Raw genomic sequence first — 15,971 nt, 5'->3', positions numbered from 1 at the left:
ACAGGCCGGCGGAGGCGGATGGCCAATTGTCGGCGGCGTCTGAAACCCTTGGGGCATGGAAATTCTCTGGGTCCTGATCGCGCTGGTCATGCTCAGCTTCGTGCTGCTGCCGTTCCTGCGCCGCAGGCGCGGTCTGATCGAGCAGGTCCCGGCCGGACACCCCGACGCCGCGGACCCCGCCGACTACGGCTTCGTCCGCGAGGAGGAGCTGGACATCCGCATGCCCGGCCCCGACCACGACCTGCTCGACGTGCTGAACGTCGTGCAGGGCACCCAGGACTACCGGGCCGGCCTACAGCTGCTGGCCGGCACCGAGGCCGAGGGCGAGCGGCGCTGGCAGCGCGTGCAGGCCTTCGCGGGCGCGGCCGCGCTGGAGCTGCGCCGGCGGCCCGGCGGGGTCGGCGACACACCGGGCGGGCAGTGGCTGCGGGTGTGGCGCGCCGAGGCGCCCAAGGATCCGGGCGGGGCGGCGGTGCACGCCGAGTTCCTGGTGCAGCAGGCCTGGCGCACCTCGACGCCCGGCACGGACGACTTCAGGATCATCATGGAGGAGGCGAGGGACGCCTGCGGGCAGGCGGCGCTGCTCGCCCCCGGCGACCCGATCCCGTACATCGTGGAACTGTCGGTGGCCCGCGGCCTGGCCTACTCGCAGCAGGAGTTCGAGCAGCTCTGGCTGAAGATCCTCGACCGGGCCCCCGCACACATGGGCGCGCATCTGGCGGCCCTGCACTACTGGTGCGAGAAGTGGCACGGTTCGCGCGAGACGGCGATGTCGTTCGCGGAGGCCGCGGCGGCGCGCGCCCCCCGGGGCTCCCTCCTCGCGGCGATGCCCCTCTTCGCGGTGTTCGAGCACCTGCCCGAGGTGAACCTGGTCACCGGCTTCTACCAGAGCGAGGTCGTGACGAAGGCGATCCACGGCGCCCTCTTCGCCGTCCACGCGGCCCGCCCCGACGACCCCATGCTGGCGCACGTGCGCCACTTGCTCGTCTTCTTCCTGGTACGTGCCGAACGCTGGTCGGAGGCGGTGAACCAGCTCATACACGTCGACGGTCACGTGGGCGCGCTGCCCTGGACGCTGTCGGCCGATCCGGCGGGCGAGTTCGCGGTGTACCGCGCCCTGGCCGTGGCGGGATACGAGGCGAACGGCGGCAGCCCGGCGTCGCTCCCGCACTGAGCCCGGACGCGGGTTCCGCACGGGGAGCCCCGGACCACGGCCCCGCGCCCGAGCCGCAGCCCGCGCCGGAAGTGCGGCGGCGCCGCCGGTCCGCGGGCGCACGCGCGGACCGGCCGCGGGGCGCCGGCGCCCGGGCCGGCCGGTCAGCCTCCGCCTTGCCGCCCCGCCGGACCGCCTCGCGCCGCGGTCAGCCCTGCGTGCGGGCGGGCAGCCGCCATCCCGGGCGCGGGAAGTGGCAGGTGTAGCCGTCCGGGTAACGCTGCAAGTAGTCCTGGTGCTCGGGCTCGGCCTCCCAGAACGGACCGACCGGCTCCACCTCGGTGACGACCTTGCCCGGCCACAGTCCGGAGGCGTCCACATCCGCGATCGTGTCCTCGGCGATCCGCTTCTGCTCGTCATCCACGTAGTAGATCGCCGAACGGTAGCTGAGGCCGATGTCGTTGCCCTGGCGGTTCTTGGTGCTCGGGTCGTGGATCTGGAAGAAGAACTCCAGAAGCGCGCGGAAGTCGGTCTCCGCGGGGTCGAACAGGACCTCGATGGCCTCCGCGTGCGTGCCGTGGTTGCGGTACGTCGCGTTCGGCACGTCACCCCCGGTGTATCCGACCCGGGTCGCCGTCACGCCCGGGAGCCGGCGGATCAGGTCCTCCATCCCCCAGAAGCATCCGCCCGCCAGCACGGCCCTCTGCGTCTGCGCAGCCATTGAGGCCCTCCAATTCTGTCGACTCGATCACTCGGGCCGCCCACGTCGTACGACACCGGCGCCCTCGCGCACTGTCCTCAACGCGCGAGGACCCCCAGCGATTCCAGGCCCTTCGACGGGCCCGACCCCCCGCCGGCCCCGCCAGCCCCGCCGGTCTCGGTGCCGCCAGGCCGAGGGCTGAGTCCCACAACCATCGCCCCCAAAACCGCTGGCCACTCCCGACCGGACGGCCGCACGCTGTACGCCATGGCAGACCCGCAACGCACCATCCGCGCGACCCACACGGAATCCACGATCACCGTCTACCAGGCCTACCCACCGGAGATCGGCGTGCCCGCCGCCCGCGAGGGCCGCTTCCCGGCCACGTGGAAGCGGGACCGGATGACGTGGATCAAACCCTCGTTCCTCTGGATGATGTACCGCTGCGGCTGGGGTCAGAAGGCGGGGCAGGAGACGGTTCTTGCCGTCGAGATCACCCGTGACGGCTTCGAGTGGGCGCTCGAGCGCGCCTGTCTGTCGAGTTACGTGCGCGAGGTGCACCCCGACCGTGCGACCTGGCAGCGTCGGTTGCGGCGGGCGTCCGCCCGCGTGCAGTGGGATCCCGAGCGGGACCTGCGGCTGCGACCGCTGCCCCACCGGTCGCTGCAACTCGGTCTCACGGGGGAGGCCGCTCGGCGTTACGCGGACGAGTGGACGGTCGCCGTACGCGATGTGACGCCGCTCGCCCGCGCGATACGCACGCACGTGGCCGACGACGACCTCGACACGGCGGCCCGGCTGCTCCCGCCCGAACGCCCTTACCCCACCCCGGACGGACTCCTGACCGGCCTACGGGGCTGAAGCCGTCCCGCGCGCGGGGAAGGCGCCCCCGCCGCCGGAATTGGGTTGCCCCTCCCCCGCCTCCTCGGGCTGGATACTCCGCAGGGCCGACAGGGAGAATGCGGCCGCGGAACCCGAGGAGCATGCCCGGATGGTGAAGTGGAGCGGCGTGGCCGCCTCTGGCGAGCGGCCGGACCCGGAGGCCGGGCTGTCCGAGTACCAGTTGGCGATGCGGGACCGGCTGCTCGCCGCGCCGGTGGTTCCCGCGCCGCCGCCCTGGCGGCCCGTCCTGGGCTCCTGCGTGGCTGTCGGCGGGCTTCTCGGGATCGGGTTCGCCGTGCATCCCGACAGCGGCGACGACCTGGTGATGGTCGTCTCGCACGACGGCCACGGCCTCTTCGACGCCGTCACGGGCGAGAAGATCGCGCGCGACCGCGACCCCGCCCCGCAGGACAGCACGCCCGACGAGTCCGATGACCTGTCGTGTCCCGGGCTGGGGCCGATCGTCGGCCGCAGGGTGCGCATCGCGGGCCTGTTCGGCGGCGGGCTGCACACCGGCACCGCGGACGGCTGGACCGTGGAGGTGGTCCAGCCGGCCTGGCCGAGCGAGCGCGTCCTGCTCTCCCGTCACGACGCCGTGCCGCACCGGGGCCGGCACGGCGAGACGTGGTGGCACATCCTCCACGCGAACCACTCCACGTTCCGCGCCGCCGGATTCTCCCCCTCCGGACGCACCCTCGTCGTCGCCACCAGCAGCGACCTCACCCTGTGGAACCGCGGCGACGGGTGAGGACCTGGCGCGCCCGTGGCGGGAACGGCACCCCGGCGTCCCGCCCCTCGCGCACGCCCTCCGCGGCGCGTTCGCCGACCGGTGGGTGCGGTTCCACCGTCTCCCCGAGTCGAAGCGCTACCCGGGGTCGGAGGGCGGGTGCGCAGGGAAGCGCCTCGTGGTGGGCGACCGGGTGACCAGGGGCTCACCACCTCCGCGAGACCGGACCGGCCGCGTGCCCGCCACCCCGACCGGCTGTCCGGCCGCCCCTCCGACCGGCTGTCCGGCCGCTGACGCCGGCGGCCTCGGAAGGCTCCGGCGGCGAGGGCGGGAGCGCGCTGGCGACCGTTCGTGAGTTACTACGTCATCCGTACGACCCAGGGGGAGATCCGCATGAGTGGCAGCAGTAGTGACGTGTTCCTGATCGGTGGTGGTCGTGACGAGTCGGCCGCCGAGGCCGTCTACGGCCCGTTCCTGCGGGCCGCGCCGGCGGCCGCGCCCCGCGTGCTGTGCGTCCTCGTCGACGAGGGCGACGGCGCCGACCTCTTCGGCCGCTACGACACCCTGCTGCGCAAGGCCGGCGACTGTACGCCGGTGCCCCTGCTGCTGCCGCTCGGGGAACCGTTCGAACCGGGCGCGCTGACGGCGGACGTGGACGCGCTGTTGGTGTGCGGTGGGCTGACACCGGCGTACCAGGAGGCGTTCGGCGGGAGTCTCGACGCGCTGCCCGGGCTGCTCGCGGCGCGCGGTGTGCCGTACGCCGGTTACTCCGCGGGTGCCGTGATCGCGGCGCGGGACGCGGTGGTCGGCGGCTGGCTGGTGGACGGGGTGGCGGTCTGCCCGCCGGACACGGCGGAGGACCTGGAGGAGATCGAGGTGCGGCCCGGACTCGGGTTGGTGCCGTTCGGGGTGGACGTGCACGCGGCGCAGTGGGGAACGCTGGCTCGGCTGGTCGCCGTCGTGGCGGGCGGGCGGCTCGCGCACGGGGTCGCGGTCGACGAGAACACCGTGGTGCGGGTGGCCGGCGGCCGGGCGCACGTCGCCGGACTGGGGCGCGCCCACTCCGTACGGCCCGCGCCGGGGGGCGGCGCCCTCGTACGGTCCTACGGCGCCGGCGACTCCTTCGCCACCGACTGAGCCCGGCCCCTTCTCCACCGCGTACGACATCCCGCACGCGGCTTACGCGTAGGCCAAGCCGCACGCGGCTTACGCGTAGGCCATCCCGCACGCGGCTTACACGTACGACAACCCGCGCGCGGCCTACGACGAGGGCCCCGGCACACGTGCACGTGCACGTGCGGCCGGGGGCCCGTCGGGAGGTGACCGGTGACGCGGACGGTCAGATGGTCGCCGCGTCGATGACGAAGCGGTAGCGGACGTCGCTCGCCAGCACCCGCTCGTACGCCTCGTTGATCTCGGAGGCGCTGATCAGCTCGATCTCGGCGCCGAAGCCGTGCTCGGCGCAGAAGTCCAGCATCTCCTGGGTCTCCCGGATGCCGCCGATGCCGGAGCCGGCGAGGGTCTTGCGGCCACCGATCACCGAGAACAGGTTGAGCGCGACCGGCTCCTCGGGGGCGCCGACGTTGACGAAGGCGCCGTCCGTCCTCAGCAGGGCCAGGTAGGCGTCCAGGTCGAGCGGCGCGGAGACGGTGGACAGGATCAGGTCGAAGGTGCCGGCCAGTTCCTCGAAGGTCTTCGGGTCGCTGGTGGCGTAGTAGTGGTCGGCGCCCAGCTTCAGGCCGTCGTCCTTCTTGCGCAGGGACTGGGAGAGGACCGTGACCTCGGCGCCGAGGGCGTGGGCGATCTTGACGCCCATGTGGCCGAGGCCGCCCATGCCGAGGACGGCGACCTTCTTGCCGGGGCCGGCGTTCCAGTGCTTGAGCGGGGAGTAGGTGGTGATGCCGGCGCAGAGCAGCGGGGCGGCCACGTCGAGGGCGAGGCCGTCGGGTATGCGGACGACGTAGTTCTCGTCGACGACGATCTTCTCGGCGTAGCCGCCGTAGGTGGTCTCGCCGTCCTTGTCGACGGCGTTGTACGTGCCGACCATGCCGCCGCCGGTGCAGTACTGCTCCAGGCCGGCCTTGCAGTTGTCGCACTCGCGGCAGGAGTCGACCATGCAGCCGACGCCCACGCGGTCGCCGACGGCGAACTTCGTCACACCGGGGCCGACCTCGGTGACGACGCCCGCGATCTCGTGGCCGGGCACCATCGGGAAGATGGCCTCGCCCCAGCCCTCGCGGGCCTGGTGGATGTCGGAGTGGCAGATGCCGGCGAACTTGATGTCGATCAGGACGTCGGACTCGCGGACCGCGCGTCGCTCGATGGTCGTGCGCTCCAGCGGAGCCTTGGCGGAGGGGGCGGCGTACGCAGCAACAGTGGTCATGCCGGGTTTTCTCCTAGCGGATCGTGCGCGGGTCGTACGCCCGGTCGGTCTTCGGACCGGGCACGGCGTCCAGCCTGCCCCGTATCGCGGCGCTCACCCAGGCCCCGGCCATGCCTACGTTCGTCGTGCCTACCACTGGCAAGGTCAGGATCGTCCGCGTACGACCGTGAATACTGGACGCATGGACGAACAGGCCGAAGCCGTACCGCAGCCCGGCGGGCGTCTGGACCGGCGTGCCGAACTCAGCGAGTTCCTGCGCACGCGGCGTGCCCGGCTGAAGCCGGAGGACGTGGGGCTGCCCGACTTCGGACGGCACCGCCGGGTGCCGGGGCTGCGGCGCGAGGAGCTGGCGCAGCTGGCCGGGGTGTCGGTGGCGTACTACACGCGCCTGGAGCAGGGCAACGGGCGGAACGTGTCGGCGGAGGTGCTCGACTCCATCGCCCGCGCGCTGCGGCTCACCGACGCCGAGCACGCCCACCTGACGCATCTCGCCAAGCCGAAGCGGCACAAGAAGAAGCCGACGGCGCGGGTCGAGCAGGTGAGGCCGGCGCCGCGACAGCTGCTGGACCTGATGGACGGGGTGCCCGCGTACATCGTCGGGCGGCGGGCGGAGATCCTCGCCTGGAACCCGATGGCGGCGGCCCTGTTCGGGGACTGGGGGGAGCTGCCGGTCGCGGAGCGGAACTGGGCGCGGCTGGTGTTCCTGCGGCCGGACTACCGCGATCTGTTCGTGGACTGGGAGCAGAAGGCGATCGACATCGTGTGCGCGCTGCGGATGGACGCCGGCTGCTATCCGGACGACCCGCGGCTGTCGGCGCTGGTGGGCGAGCTGTCGGTGAAGAGTGAGGACTTCCGGCGGCTGTGGGCGACCCACGACGTCAAGGAGAAGGCCTACGGCGTGAAGCGGCTGCGCCATCCGCTGGTGGGCGCGCTGTCCCTCAACTACGAGGGGTTCCGGCTGCTCGGGGAGAGCGAGCAGACGATGGTGACGTATCACGCGGAAGCGGGGTCGCCCTCGGCGGAGGCGTTGCGCCTGCTGGCGAGCTGGGGGGTCGACGCGGGCCGGCTGGGGTCCGCCGAACCCCGGCCGCCGCTGTCGGCCTGACGGTCCTCGTCCCCGACTCCCGCCGGGCGGCGGAGCCCTCCTCGCGGCGGGCGAGTTCCTGGTCGACGCGGTGCGGCGAGACCGCGAGCTGTGCGGCGGCGCGGGGCGTAGCCGGCGGCGCGGGGCGTAGGCGGCGAGTGGCTCCGCCGACCGCTCCTCGGGAATGCGGCACCGGATGGACTCCACGGCTGTGCCGGCTGTGCCGGCTGTGCCGGCTGTGGTGCCCGTCATGGGGCCACGCACGCACGGACGGCCCCGCGGAGGCTGCTGTTCCGGGGGCCGTTCGCTCGGCGAACCGTGTCACGGGGACGCCGTACCGCGTCGGGGAACCGCCGGGTCAGGAGAGGGCGTTCTCCTTGACGGTGATCCTGCCCTTGCGGATGGTGGCCACGCGCGGGGCCTTCCTCGCGAGGGCGGAGTCGTGGGTGACCATGATGAAGGTCAGGCCGTGCTCCTTCCACAGGGTGTGCAGTACGTCCATGATCTCGTCGCGCATGCCCTCGTCGAGGTTGCCGGTCGGTTCGTCGGCGAGCAGCACCTTGGGCTGTTTCACCAGCGCGCGGGCGATGGCGACGCGCTGCTGCTGGCCGCCGGACATCTCGCCGGGGAGGTGTCCGAGCCGCTCGCCGAGGCCGACGGAGCTGAGCGCCTCGGCGGCCCGTTCGCGCCGCTGCCGGCCCTTCACGCCGAGCGGGACCAGGGCGGTCTCGACGTTCTCCTGGGCGGTGAGCGTCGGGATGAGGTTGAAGGACTGGAAGACGAAGCCGATGTTCTCGCCGCGCACCTTGGTGAGCCGGGCCTCGGACAGGGTGGCCAGGTCGGTGCCGTCCAGGACGACCTCTCCCTCGCTCGGCCGGTCGAGTCCGCCGAGCATCTGGAGGAGGGTGGACTTGCCGCCTCCCGTGGGGCCCTGGATGACGAGCCGGTCGCCGTCCGGGATGGTCAGGTCGACACCGTCGAGGGCGTGGACGGTGTCCTTGCCGCGGGTGTAGCGCTTGGTGACGCCTCTGAGTTCGTACATGGGGACTTCAACTCCTGGGTTAGGTGTGGGGGTTGGCTACTCGACGCGCCGCAGCGCGTCGGCCGGCCGGAGCCGGGACGCCCGCCACCCACCGAACGCCCCCGCGATCAGACCGCCGGCGACGGCGAGTCCGACCGCCAGGGCCACCGTCGTGACGCCGACCGGCGCCGTGAGGGCCACGTCGAGCGTGCGGGCCGCCGCCTGCCGGCCGGGACCGCCGAAGCCACCGCCGCCGGGACCGCCCTGGCCGCCGCCGGTGCCGCCCGTCTCGGCCTGGAGGGTGGGGCTGACGACGGTCACGGCGTAGGCGCCGGCCAGACCGAGCGCGATACCCAGGGCGCCGCCGAGGAGACCGTTGACCACGGCCTCGCCGACGACCTGGCGGGTGACCCGCCCCGACTTCCAGCCCAGTGCCTTCAGCGTGCCGAACTCCCGTACCCGCCGGGACACCGCCGAGGAGGTGAGCAGTCCGGCGACCAGGAACGCGGCGACGAGCACCGCGACGGACAGCCACGTGCCCACGCTGGTGGCGAGCGAGGAGGCCGTGGAGAGGGAGCCGGAGACGGTGTCGGCGAGGTCGGCGGAGGTCGTCACCGTCGTACCGGAGACGTTCTTCTGGATCGCGGACTTGACGTCGTCGATCTTCTGCGAGTCGGTCGCCCGGACGTAGATCGTGGTGACCTTGTCCTGGGAGCCGCTGAGCGTCTGAGCCTGGGTCAGCGGGAGGTAGACGTCGGCGGCGGACTCCCCGCTGTCGGCGGTGGCGATGCCGATGACGCTGTACTTGACGCTCTTGACGGTGACCGTCGAACCGGCCTTGAGCTTCTTCTCCTTGGCGTAGGCCGAGTCGACGACGGCGACCTCGGCGTTCGCCTCGGTGGTCCTGAAGGTACGGCCGCTGGTGATCTCGGAGGAGGTCAGCGGACCGAGCGCGGGTTCGGTGACGTCGGTGCCGAAGACCGAGTAGCTGTCGACGTCGAAGTTCGCGCCGCCGCCCTGGACCTCGCCCTGCGGCTGGCCGTTGCCGCCGCGTCCGCCCTGCTGGCCGCCCTCACCCTGCTGGAACTGGCCGCGGGTGAACTGCCCGTCGACCTTGATGACCTGGAGGCTCAGTCCGCCGACCGCGTCGGAGACGCCGCTCTGCCTGCCGACCTCGGTGACGGTGGCGGCCGGCAGGGTCTGCAAGCCCTGGACCATGACGCGGTCGCTGCTCTGCTCGGCGTCCGAGTCGCCGTCCTGCGCGTCGAACCGGAAGCGCGGACGCTCGGAGGTGGTGGCGGTGGGCTCGGCGGCCTTGGTGACCGTCATGTCCGTGCCCAGGCCGTACAGGGACTGCAGGACCTGGTCCTGGGCCCTGCCCATGCCGGAGGAGACGGAGGTGACGACGATGACCAGCGCGATGCCCAGGGCCAGTCCGGAGGCGACGACGAGGGCCGCTTTTCTGCGGCGGCGCAGTTCGCGCCTCAGGTAGGTGAAGAACATGGCCGCAAGCTAGGTACGGCCCGTGATGAAGCCATAAGGCTGAGATAAAAGGAGCATGAGAAGGCTGTGCCAGGCCCTGGAAATACCGATGCCGCCCCTGGGGGCGGCATCGGGAGACGGTGAGCGGGCGGCGCGTCAGGCGGCGGAACCGGCCTTCCACTGCGCCCAGTCCATGTTCCAGCCGTTGAGGCCGTTGTCCGGCGAGACGGTCTTGTCACCGGTGTTCTGGACGACGATCACGTCACCGACGATCGAGCTGTTGTAGAACCAGGCGCCCGGCGTCTTCGGGTCGTTGGCGCCCTTGGCGTCGGACAGGCCGACGCAGCCGTGGCTGGTGTTCACCGAGCCGAAGATGGACTTCGCACCCCAGTAGTTGCCGTGCACGAAGGTGCCCGAGTTGGTCAGACGCATGGCGTGCGGCACGTCCTTGATGTCGTACTCGCCCTTGCCGTCGTCGTCGGTGAAGCCGACCGTCGCGCCGTTCATCCGAGTCTCCTTGAACTTCTCGGAGATCACCATCTGGCCCTCGTACGTCTTGTTGTCGGGCGAGCCGGCCGAGATCGGGATGGTCCGCACGGTCTTGCCGTCCTGCGTGACCTTCATCTGCTTGGTCTTCGCGTCGACGTACGTGACCTGGTTGCGGCCGATCTTGAAGGTGACGGTCTTCTGCTGGACCCCGATGACCCCGTCGGCGCCCTCGACACCGTCGAGCGCCAGCTTCAGCGTGACGGTGGCGTTCTCCTGCCAGTACTCCTCGGGCCGGCAGTCCATGCGGGTGCCGCTGAACCAGTGGCAGACGACTTCCTGACCGCTGGTGGTGTTGACCGTGACGCCCTTCTGGACGGCGGCCTTGTTGGTGATCTCCTTGTTGAAGTTGATGGAGACCGGCATGCCCACGCCGACGGTCGAGCCGTCCTCCGGCGTGAAGTTGGCTATGAAGCTGTTGTCCGGGGAGACCGTGGTGAAGGAGGCGTTCTCATGGGCCACCAGGCCCTTGGCGTCCTGCGCGGTCGCCGCCAGCTTGTAGGTGGTCGAGCGCTCCAGCTGGACGCCGGGCTTCCAGCTGGTCTTGTCGGCGGACAGCTCACCCGCCACCGCGGTGCCGTCGGCCGCGGTCATCGTCACCTGGGTGAGCGTGCCCTTGCTCACGGTGACGGTCGCGGAGTTGTTGATGGAGGCGTTGTTCGAGCCGTCCGCAGGCGTGATCTTGATCTGGGCCTCGGACGACTTCTGGGCCGCCGCCTCGTCGGCCTTGGCCTGTGAGGAACTGCCTCCGCCATCGGCCGCGTCACTGTCGCCGCCGGAGCACGCAGAGAGCACCAGAACACCGCCGAGCAGTGCGGACGCGGCCATGAGACCCTTGCGCCGCCTACTGTCCGTCATCACACGCTTCTCCATCGTCGCCGATTCCCGGTATCCGGGAGTCCCCGTCAAGACCTTCAACGCTACGACCGGTTCATCCCGTTCCACCTATGCCTGATGTGTGGGGCACACCACGTCCGCGGACCCTCGGTTCCCCCCGGGGCCCCTGGTGCGGGTGTCGGTCGGCGCGTCCACTGAGACGACGAAACCCCGGGCGGCGGTTGCCGTCCGGGATCACGAATTCCCCAAGACGCTCAGCCGATTCCGCCCGCGCGGCCGTCCTCCCCGGCGTCCGCCCCGCCGTCCTCGCCGTCATCATCCTCGTCGAGGTCCCAGTCGGGCGAATCGGGGTCGTACTCGACGGGCTCGGTGGACCAGGAGGCCTGCTGGAGTTCGACGCCGGGGATCTCGCTGACCAGGTCGAACGGATCCACCAGACAGGCGAGGGCCTCGGCGGTGTCTTCGGTCACAGCGCTCTCCGCGTGCGCGCGCTCACCGTCCGACATCCCCGGGTCCGCGGCCTCCTCCGCGAGTCGCCGCAGCGCGGCCTTGGTGAGGGCGCCCTCGTCGTCGATCTCCAGGACGAGTTCGACGCGAAGGCGGACAAATCGTGAGGTCTTTTCCGTAGTCATACCCGGAGCGTACGACTGCCGGCTCCCGCAACTTTCCCGCGACCCACGCCTTTCATTAGCATCGGGGCACACGGCCAATTCGCCAGCGCCACAAGGGGATAGATATTCCGTGTCATCCGCTCGCCGTCCGTTGCTGACCGCCACCGCCGCGGGAACCCTCCTGGGTGCCCTGTGGTTCGTCCCGAACGCCCAGGCGACGCCGGACGAGCCGACGAGAACGGCAGTGACGACACAGGTCACCACCCAGGCGCGGGCCGTCTCCACGGACAGCGCCGGCACCGTTCTCACCGGCGACACCTCCGACGGGACCCGCCTCGCCGACACCGGAAGCTTCGACACCACGCCGTACGTCGTGGGCGGGACCGGTCTGCTCGCGCTCGGCGCCGGCTTCGTGGTGTATTCCGTTCGCCGGGAACGCCTGGGTTTCTGAACTGATTTGACGCTTACTTGACCCGACCTTCATAGTCCGCTCATGAAGAGAACATCGGGGGCGCGGCTGTGCGCCACGGCTGCTGTGGGCGCACTGTCGCTGGTCCTCATCACGGGCTGCTCGGACGAGGGGTCGAAGAAGGACTCCAAGGGATCCTCCAAGGACTCCGGTTCCTCGTCCTCGGCTCCGGCCGGGAAGGCGCTGACCAAGGCCGAGCTGGAGAAGCTGCTGCTGGCCCAGGGCGAGGTCAAGGGGTACAAGGTCGACAAAACCGACGCCAGCCTGCCGGCGTCCAAGAGCGCCGCGAAGGTCGACAAGGCCGCGTGCGAGCCGCTCGTCTACGCGATGTCCGCCCTTCCGCCGGGTGACACGGAGGCCGGCGCGAAGAACACCGTGACCGAGGACAAGTCGGCTCAGGCCGGCACCAAGTCACCCGAGGACATCAGCGAGTCGGACCTCGAGGACGCCTTCGACGTCACGGCGACCCTCGTCGGCCTCTCCTCCTACGAGGGCGACGGCGCCCAGAAGACCATGAAGTCGTTCACCGACGGCGTCTCGGCCTGCTCCGGCGGGTTCACCATGACCGCCGGCGGCGAGACGCAGAAGATCACCAAGGTCACGTCGACGAAGGCGTCGGGGGCCGGCGAGGAGTCCTCGGCGTTCACCGTCGTCGCCGACATGGACGGCGACGGCACGGCCACGTTCCAGGTCGAGGTCGTACGCAGCGGCAGCACGGTCGCCACGTTCTACGGCATCAACCTCGGCGCGCTGGCCAAGGGCGGGGAGTCCAAGGTCCCCGCCGCCGTGCTCCAGGCGCAGGCCGCCAAGCTCAAGTAAGCACGTAGGGGCCCTGCCGCAGGCGTACACGCGCCCGCGGCAGGGCCCCCTCGCACGTCCGGGCGGACGGGCCCTAGCGGAGCGGCCCCGTCACCGTCTCCACGGCGGCCACGAGCCGTCCGTCGCGCACGAACGCGTCGGCCGCGGCGAGGTCGGGCGCGAGGAAGCGGTCGGGTCCCGGCCCCTCGACTCCGGCCTTCCGTACGGCGTCGAGGACCGCGCGGGTCGCGGGCGCCGGCGTGAGCCCCTGGCGCAGCTCGACGGCGCGGGTGGCGGCGTACAGCTCGACGGCGATGACGCGGGTGAGGTTGTCGACGGCGGTGCGCAGCTTGCGGGCCGCGGACCAGCCCATGGAGACGTGGTCCTCCTGCATCGCGGAGGACGGGATGGAATCGGCGGAGGCCGGTACGGCCAGCCGCTTCAACTCGCTGACCAGCGCGGCCTGCGTGTACTGGGCGATCATCAGGCCGGAGTCGACGCCGGCGTCGTCGGCGAGGAACGGCGGCAGGCCGTGGCTGCGGTTCTTGTCCAGCAGCCGGTCGGTGCGGCGCTCGGCGATCGACGCCAGGTCGGCGACGGCGATGGCGAGGAAGTCCAGGACGTAGGCCACCGGGGCGCCGTGGAAGTTGCCGTTGGACTCCACGCGGCCGTCGGGCAGCACCACGGGGTTGTCGACGGCGGAGGCCAGTTCGCGTTCGGCGACGAGGCGCGCGTGGGCCATGGTGTCCCGACCGGCACCGGCGACCTGCGGGGCGCACCGCACCGAGTAGGCGTCCTGGACGCGCGGCGCGTCGTCCTGGTGGTGCCCGGTCAGCTCCGAACCGGCCAGCACGGCCAGCATGTTGGCGGCGGAGTCGCCCTGGCCCGGGTGCGGGCGGATGGCGTGCAGCTCGGGTGCGAGGACCTTGTTGGTGCCGAGGAGGGCCTCCAGCGACAGGGCGGCCGTGACGTCGGCCGACTTGTAGAGGCGGTCCAGGTCGGCGAGAGCCATGATCAGCATGCCGAGCATGCCGTCGGTGCCGTTGAGGAGGGCGAGGCCCTCCTTCTCGCGCAGGGCGACGGGGGCGATGCCGTGCTCGGCGAGCAGCTCGCCGGCGGGCCGTACGACCCCGTCCGGGCCCTCGGCGTCCCCTTCGCCCATGAGGGTGAGGGCGCAGTGCGAGAGCGGGGCGAGGTCGCCCGAGCAGCCGAGCGAGCCGTACTCGTGGACGACGGGAGTGATACCGGCGTTCAGCAGGTCGGCCATGGTCTGCGCGACCTCGGGCCGTACGCCGGTGCGCCCGGAGCAGACGGTCTTCAGGCGCAGGAACATCAGGGCGCGGACGACCTCCCGCTCGACGTGCGGCCCCATGCCGGCGGCGTGCGAGCGGACGATGTTGCGCTGGAGCTGGGCGCGCAGTTCCGGGCTGATGTGCCGGGTGGCGAGGGCGCCGAACCCGGTGGAGACGCCGTAGACGGGCTCGGGCTTGGCCGCCAGCGCTTCGACGATCTCGCGCGCCGCGGCGAGGGCCGCCACCGCCTCACCGGAAAGCTCGACCCGGGCGCCGTCGCGCGCCACGGCGAGGACGTCGGACGCGGTCACCCCGGACGTCCCCACCACCACAGTGTGCATATCCATATTCAGGAGCGTACGCAGTGAAGATGAAGATGTCACCAGTGGGGGCCGGGTTCGCCCCTTACCGATGCGTCACAGCGGCTCAGTGCCGCCCGCGGAAACGCCGACGCTCCCCGGCCGGCCCGTGCGACGGCTCGTCGGCCAGGCGGACGACCGGGTCGTCGGGCCCCTCCCGCCCGGCGACGACCGGCCGGCCGGCCCGGACGGCCTTGGCCCGGTACTGCGCGGCGTCCGCGAGCCGGAACAGACGGCGGGCCGAACGCACCGGCCCGATCGGGTCCTCGGTGGAGGCGACCCCGCAGGCCACGCCCTCGCCCAGCTCCAACTCGGACGCCCGGCGGCACAGTTCGCCGGCGACCTTCACCACGTCGTCGGCGGTCGGCCCGACGGCGAGCAGGCAGAACTCGTCCCCGCCGAGGCGGGCCGCCAGCGCGCCGGGCAGCATCGCCCCGCACAGCGACAGCACGGACCCGAACCGTTCCAGCAGTCGGTCGCCGACGGAGTGCCCGCAGGTGTCGTTCACCCGCTTGAGGCCGTTGAGGTCGCACACGACGAGACTCACCACGTCCCCGCGCGTCCGGTGCCGCTCCACCGCCTCCTCCAGGCGTACGTCCACGGCACGGCGGTTGGCCAGACCGGTCAGGGCGTCCGTGAAGGCCAGTCGGCGGGCCTCCTCCAGCCGCTCGGTCTGCGCCAGCCCGGCCGCGACGACGGCCGCCAGGACGGTCGCGAAGTCGGCGTCGCCGCGGTCGAAGACGGGCGTGCCGGTGGAGCGGGCCACGTACAGCTCGCCCCAGGCCCGGCCGTGCAGCACGATCGGCGCGACCACGCAGGAGCCCCGCCCGCGCCGGCGCAGGGCGGCGACCCGCTGGTGGCAGTAGCCGGGGCGCCCGGCGGCCGGCCCCTGAGCCGTCTCCACCCAGGCATTGGGCTCACCGCCCGCCACCCAGCGCTCGTGCAGGAACTCGGTGATCTCCGGGAACTGGTGCACCGGATAGGCCTCGCCCTCCGGGAACTCCTCCTCGTCCGGCGCCCGGTCCCCCACGTTCACCAGGACGCGCAGCCGCCCGAGGTCCCGCTCCCAGACCGACAGCGCGGCGAAGCCGCCGACCAGCGCCCGGCAGGCGCCCAGGGCCGCCGCGCGCCACGACTCACGGGGCGTGCGCGCCGCCGCCATGCCCTGCGCCAGCGCCACCACGGCCACGAGCCGTCTGTCCTCACCCATCTCCCCAGGCTAGGTACATTTGGCTACAAAGGGGACTCCTGGGTAGCACTTGGAGTGACGGGCCGGAGGGCCGAACCGAGAGCCGAGCCGGGCCGAGGTACCGCGGGGCCGGACCGGATGCCGGGCCGCGGAGCCGGGCCGGGCGGCCGGGCCGCAGGGCGGGGCCGGGCCGCAGGGCGGGGCCGGGCCGCAGGGCGGGGCCGGGCCGCAGGGCGGGGCCGGGCCGAATGCCGAGCCGCGAAGCCGGAGCCGAACCGAGAGCCGAGCCCGGCCGACGCGCCGCGGAGCCGGTCCGGATGCCGGGCCGCGGAGCCGGGGCCGAGCCGCGAAGCCGAACCCGAGCCGCAGGACCGGGCCACCGGGCGGGGCCGGGCCGACGCGCCGCGGGGCCGAGCCGCGAAGCCGGAGCCGAACCAC

The 15,971-nt window shown here is 72.2% G+C and carries 15 protein-coding genes; 7 read left to right on the top strand and 8 right to left on the bottom strand.

The genetic code is table 11. The features are described from left to right. Nucleotides 1-55: 55 nt before the first annotated feature. Nucleotides 56-1,174, top strand: coding sequence for a hypothetical protein (locus tag ACFYO5_RS18670; RefSeq protein WP_356560125.1), 1,119 nt, complete (start codon nt 56-58; stop codon nt 1,172-1,174). Nucleotides 1,175-1,361: 187 nt separating this feature from the next. Here the strand turns inward: ACFYO5_RS18670 and msrA are convergent, their stop codons facing one another. Then, nucleotides 1,362-1,874 carry a peptide-methionine (S)-S-oxide reductase MsrA gene (msrA, locus tag ACFYO5_RS18665; protein ID WP_356560126.1) on the bottom strand — a complete coding sequence of 171 codons (513 nt, stop codon included), beginning with the start codon at nt 1,872-1,874 and terminating at the stop codon, nt 1,362-1,364. A gap of 246 nt (nt 1,875-2,120) precedes the next feature. Between msrA and ACFYO5_RS18660 the strand changes: the two genes are divergently transcribed. The 3 genes from ACFYO5_RS18660 (at nt 2,121) to ACFYO5_RS18650 (ending at nt 4,599) form a co-directional block, all read left to right on the top strand. Continuing rightward, nucleotides 2,121-2,714, top strand: coding sequence for a DUF4291 domain-containing protein (locus ACFYO5_RS18660; RefSeq protein ID WP_388709813.1), 594 nt, complete (start codon nt 2,121-2,123; stop codon nt 2,712-2,714). Between the two features lie 130 nt (nt 2,715-2,844). Further along, nucleotides 2,845-3,483, top strand: coding sequence for a hypothetical protein (locus tag ACFYO5_RS18655; protein WP_388709811.1), 639 nt, complete (start codon nt 2,845-2,847; stop codon nt 3,481-3,483). Between the two features lie 372 nt (nt 3,484-3,855). After that, nucleotides 3,856-4,599: a hypothetical protein gene (locus ACFYO5_RS18650; RefSeq protein ID WP_388709809.1), complete on the top strand. Its 744-nt coding sequence runs from the start codon at nt 3,856-3,858 to the stop codon at nt 4,597-4,599. Nucleotides 4,600-4,801: 202 nt separating this feature from the next. Here ACFYO5_RS18650 and ACFYO5_RS18645 read toward each other — a convergent pair whose 3' ends face one another. Further along, on the bottom strand, nt 4,802-5,845 hold the full coding sequence (locus tag ACFYO5_RS18645) for an NAD(P)-dependent alcohol dehydrogenase (protein ID WP_388709807.1): 1,044 nt from the start codon (nt 5,843-5,845) through the stop codon (nt 4,802-4,804). Nucleotides 5,846-6,026: 181 nt separating this feature from the next. Here ACFYO5_RS18645 and ACFYO5_RS18640 point away from each other — a divergent pair, with 181 nt between their 5' ends. Further along, the gene (locus ACFYO5_RS18640; RefSeq protein WP_388709805.1) at nt 6,027-6,950 is read left to right on the top strand and encodes a helix-turn-helix domain-containing protein; all 924 of its coding nucleotides are present in this window, start codon (nt 6,027-6,029) and stop codon (nt 6,948-6,950) included. A gap of 337 nt (nt 6,951-7,287) precedes the next feature. On the opposite strand, the gene ACFYO5_RS18635 is transcribed toward ACFYO5_RS18640, so the two are convergent. The 4 genes from ACFYO5_RS18635 to ACFYO5_RS18620 all read right to left on the bottom strand — a co-directional run bounded on the left by ACFYO5_RS18635 (nt 7,288) and on the right by ACFYO5_RS18620 (nt 11,447). Next, nucleotides 7,288-7,971, bottom strand: coding sequence for an ABC transporter ATP-binding protein (locus ACFYO5_RS18635; RefSeq protein WP_388709803.1), 684 nt, complete (start codon nt 7,969-7,971; stop codon nt 7,288-7,290). Between the two features lie 36 nt (nt 7,972-8,007). Further along, complete coding sequence (locus tag ACFYO5_RS18630) at nt 8,008-9,453, bottom strand: ABC transporter permease (RefSeq protein WP_388709801.1); 1,446 nt, start codon at nt 9,451-9,453, stop codon at nt 8,008-8,010. Nucleotides 9,454-9,588: 135 nt separating this feature from the next. Beyond that, entirely contained in the window at nt 9,589-10,851 is a 1,263-nt protein-coding gene (locus ACFYO5_RS18625; RefSeq protein ID WP_388709799.1) for an Ig-like domain-containing protein, read from the bottom strand. 218 nt (nt 10,852-11,069) lie between these two features. Beyond that, the gene (locus ACFYO5_RS18620) at nt 11,070-11,447 is read right to left on the bottom strand and encodes a hypothetical protein (RefSeq protein ID WP_356560136.1); all 378 of its coding nucleotides are present in this window, start codon (nt 11,445-11,447) and stop codon (nt 11,070-11,072) included. Nucleotides 11,448-11,556: 109 nt separating this feature from the next. Between ACFYO5_RS18620 and ACFYO5_RS18615 the strand changes: the two genes are divergently transcribed. Next, nucleotides 11,557-11,877, top strand: coding sequence for an LPXTG cell wall anchor domain-containing protein (locus tag ACFYO5_RS18615; protein WP_356560137.1), 321 nt, complete (start codon nt 11,557-11,559; stop codon nt 11,875-11,877). Nucleotides 11,878-11,919: 42 nt separating this feature from the next. Then, complete coding sequence (locus ACFYO5_RS18610; RefSeq protein WP_388709797.1) at nt 11,920-12,714, top strand: hypothetical protein; 795 nt, start codon at nt 11,920-11,922, stop codon at nt 12,712-12,714. Nucleotides 12,715-12,787: 73 nt separating this feature from the next. Here the strand turns inward: ACFYO5_RS18610 and hutH are convergent, their stop codons facing one another. Further along, the gene (gene hutH, locus ACFYO5_RS18605; RefSeq protein WP_388710417.1) at nt 12,788-14,326 is read right to left on the bottom strand and encodes a histidine ammonia-lyase; all 1,539 of its coding nucleotides are present in this window, start codon (nt 14,324-14,326) and stop codon (nt 12,788-12,790) included. Nucleotides 14,327-14,411: 85 nt separating this feature from the next. Next, complete coding sequence (locus ACFYO5_RS18600) at nt 14,412-15,554, bottom strand: diguanylate cyclase domain-containing protein (RefSeq protein ID WP_388709795.1); 1,143 nt, start codon at nt 15,552-15,554, stop codon at nt 14,412-14,414. Nucleotides 15,555-15,971: the final 417 nt, after the last annotated feature.

This window comes from Streptomyces sp. NPDC006259 (assembly GCF_042870975.1).
Taxonomy (GTDB): domain Bacteria; phylum Actinomycetota; class Actinomycetes; order Streptomycetales; family Streptomycetaceae; genus Streptomyces.
Note: the sequence above shows the minus strand (reverse complement) of the source record. Positions and strands in the feature narration are given on the sequence as shown.